Annotated in this window: 6 protein-coding genes; 4 read left to right on the forward strand and 2 right to left on the reverse strand. The window is 40.9% G+C overall.

What is annotated here, in order from left to right; all coding sequences use genetic code 11:
• Positions 1 to 167 (reverse strand): ATP-binding cassette domain-containing protein (locus VK097_RS04415; protein WP_324210598.1); only part of this gene is annotated, 167 nt, incomplete at its 3' end.
• A 265-nt stretch (positions 168 to 432) separates the two neighbouring features.
• Between VK097_RS04415 and VK097_RS04420 the strand changes: the two genes are divergently transcribed.
• The 3 genes from VK097_RS04420 to VK097_RS04430 all read left to right on the forward strand — a co-directional run bounded on the left by VK097_RS04420 (position 433) and on the right by VK097_RS04430 (position 3,518).
• Positions 433 to 591, forward strand: coding sequence for a hypothetical protein (locus VK097_RS04420; protein WP_324210593.1), 159 nt, complete (start codon positions 433 to 435; stop codon positions 589 to 591).
• A 684-nt stretch (positions 592 to 1,275) separates the two neighbouring features.
• A complete protein-coding gene (locus VK097_RS04425) occupies positions 1,276 to 1,959 on the forward strand; it encodes a cysteine hydrolase family protein (RefSeq protein ID WP_324210594.1) in 684 nt (227 codons plus the stop codon).
• 122 nt (positions 1,960 to 2,081) lie between these two features.
• A complete protein-coding gene (locus tag VK097_RS04430) occupies positions 2,082 to 3,518 on the forward strand; it encodes a cytosine permease (RefSeq protein ID WP_324210595.1) in 1,437 nt (478 codons plus the stop codon).
• A 144-nt stretch (positions 3,519 to 3,662) separates the two neighbouring features.
• On the opposite strand, the gene VK097_RS04435 is transcribed toward VK097_RS04430, so the two are convergent.
• The gene (locus VK097_RS04435; protein WP_324210596.1) at positions 3,663 to 3,983 is read right to left on the reverse strand and encodes a DUF4282 domain-containing protein; all 321 of its coding nucleotides are present in this window, start codon (positions 3,981 to 3,983) and stop codon (positions 3,663 to 3,665) included.
• A gap of 198 nt (positions 3,984 to 4,181) precedes the next feature.
• Between VK097_RS04435 and htpX the strand changes: the two genes are divergently transcribed.
• The gene (gene htpX / locus VK097_RS04440) at positions 4,182 to 5,057 is read left to right on the forward strand and encodes a protease HtpX (protein WP_324210597.1); all 876 of its coding nucleotides are present in this window, start codon (positions 4,182 to 4,184) and stop codon (positions 5,055 to 5,057) included.
• Positions 5,058 to 5,267 lie beyond the last annotated feature (210 nt).

The raw sequence follows: 5,267 nt of genomic DNA on the forward strand, positions 1-5,267 counted from the left end.
TCTGAAGGTTCGATCAAGCGGTTAATCATCTTCATCGTTGTTGTTTTACCGCAACCACTTGGTCCGATAAAAACAATGAATTCTCCTTCTTTCACATGTAAGGAGACGTCATTAACTGCCTTTACGCCTTCTTTATACATCTTAGTAACATTTTCAAATTTCAACAAATGCTAGACACCTCCGTTTTTTGAACACAAATAACAGTGTAACGAATACTTTATACAATATAAAGTTTATAATATGTACAAATTGCATAAAAAAATGGAACCTCATTCAAATGATTGTATAAAACACAAATTTCCTTAGAATTCTTTCGATTTTCTAGCTTATGCTATTATTTCGTTTTTTCTTTGCCTATGTTATGGGGTGAGTATAATTAATCTTAAACGACAAAAACTATCGGTATCCTGGAAAAGAAGGGGGCATAGATCATTGGCAGATAGAGGAAAGGATCATAATCCAAAACACAAGGTAGAAGGAAAAAACAAAGGCGGAGCACACCGCAATGGACGTAAAAGTCAATACAAAAATCATAACCCGCATGGCGGGGATGAACCAAATGAATATCTCAGTCACGATGAACAATTATAAATGAACAACCGCTATAAAGAAAGCAGTGTGATATGGAATTCATCCTATCACACTGTTTTTTAGTTACCATGCAGCATTCAAAACCAGAGCATTTCACTTCAATTTACCGAAAAAGTAGCTTTTATCAGGGTTCATGGGATGTCAACCTATTACGTGCTAAATTTTTTAAAAAAACAAGGCTTTAAAATTTTCCTTCATATATTATGTTATAATGCAAAGCATGTTTAAAATAGGCTCTTTTCTTGGGACTGTAGTTACATTTCCCATCGTAGAAATGTTGTTGTTGACACAAAGTCTATAAACTGCGACGCAACTTTAGCGTGGCTTCCTCCATTCTTTCGAAGATGCGTGCTAATCCAACGCTGCGGAAAAATACTCGCTTTCCATGGGGAACGCTTCAGTCTCCTCGCGAGCAAAAAACGCTCGCTGTGGGGTCTTCAGACTGTTCCTTTTCCCATAGGACAAGGAAAGCTTCGGCAGCATTACATCCCACGAAGAAAATTGGTTTGTATTTTCGAGGAGTCTCGCATTTTTCCGCAGCTTAGAATACCTCTACTAGCGGAGGCAGAATACGAAGACTCCTATGGGAACAAAGTTTTTTGATGGGGCGAGTAATCGCAGTCCCAGTCCCGAAATTTACGAAAAGGACCTTAAAATACATCCAAAGAATTGGAGCGAAATATAATGGATATGAGCAAGACTGCTTTGCTTTTGATTGATTTGCAAAAGGAAGGTGGGACATCTGATGTTGTTGGAATGGAAGCGATCTTAGCCAATGCAGCAAGCCTCGTGGACAAGTGTCGGCAGATGGGGATACCGGTCATCTACACGCGCCATATTAATCGTGGAGATGGGCTCGGATTAGCAAACGAGGAACCGGTTAATGATGCGGGAGAGCCGATCTATTACCATTCAAAAACATCAACCGTTGAAATAGCCGATGAGGTCGCGCCCGCGCAACAGGATATTATTATCGATAAGTATCGTTATAGCGGCTTTTTTGAATCAAATTTGGAGTTGATGTTAAAAAGCCTTGGTGTGGAACATCTGATTATTGGCGGGGTACTTACCGACGTTTGTGTCTTGTCCACAGCACTTGATGCGTATTACCGGGATTATCAGATTAATCTCGTGAAGGATATATGCGGAACAACAACAGAAGGCGCTCACATGGCGGCAACACTAATGATGGCCAACTGGATTTATGATTTGAAGGTATATGATACGGCCGAAATGGAGAAAAAATTAGCCGGTGAAAAGTATAACGCATGGGAGTCAGCAGAGCCTGATCAATTGCAATTTTCGCCTGATAATATCCGTAGTGTATATGCAAAACTAAGTGGAACAGAAGATACTAATGATGGATGAATAATCGATCGATATCTGTATATCATCGCTCGAAAATACATTTCATCGATCATGACAAGTCGCGGGTCGAAGGATAAATAATAGCAAGCTATATATGAAATACGTCAAAAGAAAGGATACGTATGGGGAAAACATTACAATCAGCAGATGAACCTGGTGGCAGGTTAAACAAAGAAGGGGTATCACAGCAACAAGATGTTGAAACAAAAGAGTATTATGCAACAGAAGCAGTACCGATGGGCCAGAGGAATATTGGTTTCTTTGATATGATCGCAATCTGGGTCGGTGCAAATTCCAATAATGCATCATGGTATGTAGGTGGAACGGTCGCTGGCATGGCTTTTGCCGGTGCGATTGGTGTGACCTTAATTGCTAATCCGATTGCTTATCTGATATTAGCTTTAGTCGGATTTATGGGTTTTAAAGTAGGTACATCTACCATGGCATTAACAAGGCCAGCTTTTGGAATCAGGGGCAGTATCTTGCCTACCGTACTCAATACGATTGTGTTTTTAGGCTGGGCAGTGGTTAATACATTTATCGCAGTTATCTCCGTCAGTTTTTTACTCAGTGATTTATTCGGGTGGCCTGCTTACGGCGAACCGGGCAGTGCGGGACCGATGCTACTCGGGATTGGATTGATGACCGTTTTGAACTTGGGAGCTGTCTCTTTAGGTAGAAACTCTATTAAAATAGTAGAACGTGTCGGGATCTTTTTAACCTTATTTTTAGGTTTATGGATCACCATTGTCGTCCTGGATACGCATTCATTAACGGAAATTGCCAATTGGAGTCCGCCTGCAGATGCTGTATTGCCAACCGGAAAGGCAATTGATATTATGGCTGCTTTCAGTTTAGCCTGGGTGCTTGGAGTTGCAGAATTTACCCGGTATACGCCAACTGTTAAAACAGCTACGATTGCACCAATGATCGGCGCTTGTGTTGCCTTACTTTGGTTCGCTTTTGTCGGCATCATCTCAACAATTGGAACGGCATTATCAACAGGGGTATTTAACCCGGATAATTCAGATCCTAGTTCACTTGTAAGCAGTCTCGGACTTGGCTGGATTGCGCTCGTTCTCATCATTGTCGCCTGTGTCACAACAAATGTTGTTAACTTAATGGCTGCAGGGGTTTCGGTGACAAACGTAACGAAGAAAATTAAGCCACTACATGCGATATGGGTTGTCACGATCGTTGCCGGTGCGCTCATGCTTGTTCCTCTTTATATGACAAGTTTTTTAGATACATTTATGGGCTTCCTGGATTATATCGGCATGGTTTTAAGTGCTCTGCTAGGCATACTGATTGCCGATTACTTTTTTGTCCGCAAACGAAAGTATGATGTGAAGGAATTTGAAAAGGCCGGTGGGAAGTATTGGTATTTTAAAGGGGTCAATATTAAAGCGATCGCCGTCTGGGCGATTGGGGTTGTGTTTTTCCTTGTAGCGCGTGAGACAGCGATAATTGGAAATTCCATCGGAGCGGTATATCCGACGATTATTTTGACCGCAGTGCTCTATAGTTTGGTTTCTATGCAAGAAAGAAAGGAAAATTGATTGATAGTATTTCGCTAATTTTATTGTTAGCTTTGTCGGAGTTTGTTAACAGAGTTAAAGTGCATGGATGGATCAAGTCATGCCTAACTATAAAAAAATCACTAAAACAGCATTCACTTATTAAAATGAATGCTGTTTTTAAAATTAATTTTTATTCTCATCGTTATTAACAGGTTTGTTTTGTTTTGCTAATAATGTTTTAACGTCTTGCAGTGTTTCGTTCATTTTGAAAAAGATAATTAAGAGTTCACAATAGATTCGTACAACAAATGGTCCAATCACAATCGTTAATAATCCCATGAAAATAGAAGCTCCGCCGCCGTAATAAGCGCCGGCACCTTGAATAATCATGATCAGCCCCATGAGAACAGACAAGCCGGCTCCGATCCAAAAAACGATCTTAATTATTGCCGGTGTAAGCATTTTATCGAAATGTACAAAATTCTTCATATTAAAGTTATTCATATTATCTCTCCTCCTTTCATCAAGTATTATAGTCATAAGCTTTGGAAAACCGCAATGAGCAAATGGAAATATTTTCACTCCATGATCACTATATGCGGGTAGCATGTAATAAAATTACAGAAAAATAAAATGGGTAATATCTTGTGATCAGCCGCTTAAACTTATATACTGATAAAAAGAAATAAAAAGGGTGAGAAGATGGGAAAACGTATATTCTACTTTCTATTAACGAACGTTTTGGTATTAGTAACGATAAGTATTATCCTTTCACTTACAGGTGGATGGAATTATATTGGACAAAATGGGATTGATTATGGTGCGCTATTAATATTCAGTGCTGTGGTTGGTTTTACGGGCGCGTTTATTTCCCTGGCAATATCCCGCTGGATGGCCAAGCGGATGATGGGTGTTCGTGTTATTAATCCCGATGCACCACGTTCAGATTATGAAAGAGAAGTAGTAGAAAAAGTACACCGACTGGCAAGAACAGCCGGGTTGATGCATATGCCGGAAGTTGGGATCTATGATTCTCCGGAGGTAAATGCTTTTGCAACAGGGCCTTCGAAAAAACGGTCGTTGGTTGCCGTTTCGACGGGGCTGCTAACCGAGATGGATGATGACGCTGTAGAAGGTGTTATTGCACATGAGGTTGCCCACGTTGCGAATGGGGACATGGTGACGATGACGCTCCTGCAAGGGGTTGTGAACACATTTGTTGTTTTCCTTGCGCGTATTGTAGCGTATATTGCGTCCCAATTTGTGAGAGAGGAAATTGCGCCAATTGTACACTTTGTAGCGATTATTGTTTTCCAAATTGTATTTTCGATCCTCGGAAGTCTCGTCGTCTTCGCTTACTCCAGACATCGTGAATTCCACGCAGACCGGGGCGGAGCGGACCTGGCCGGTAAGGATAAAATGCGGCACGCGCTGGAAATGCTGAAAGTTTACTCCAACCGTGTTAAAGGGGAAGAACAAACAGCAGTTGCTACATTGAAAATAAATAATAAAGGTAAAAAATCAATGATATTTTCAACACATCCGGATATTGATGAACGTATTCAGCGTTTGTCTTAATGGTTGAAGCGTAATGTATAAAAAACGCTGTTTTCGTTGCTTTCAATTCTTGTAGTTGATATTAACAGCGACATAAGATACCGCTCCGGAAATACACTACGCTTTCCGCGGGCTCGCGATAAGCCTCCTCACTCGCAAAGAACGCTCGCTGTGGGGTCTTATCGTCTTCGCTTTCCCGCTGGAGTCTTCGTGTATTTCCTTCGCTAACAT

It is taken from the genome of Lentibacillus sp. (genome assembly GCF_035301675.1).
Lineage (GTDB): Bacteria > Bacillota > Bacilli > Bacillales > Amphibacillaceae > Lentibacillus.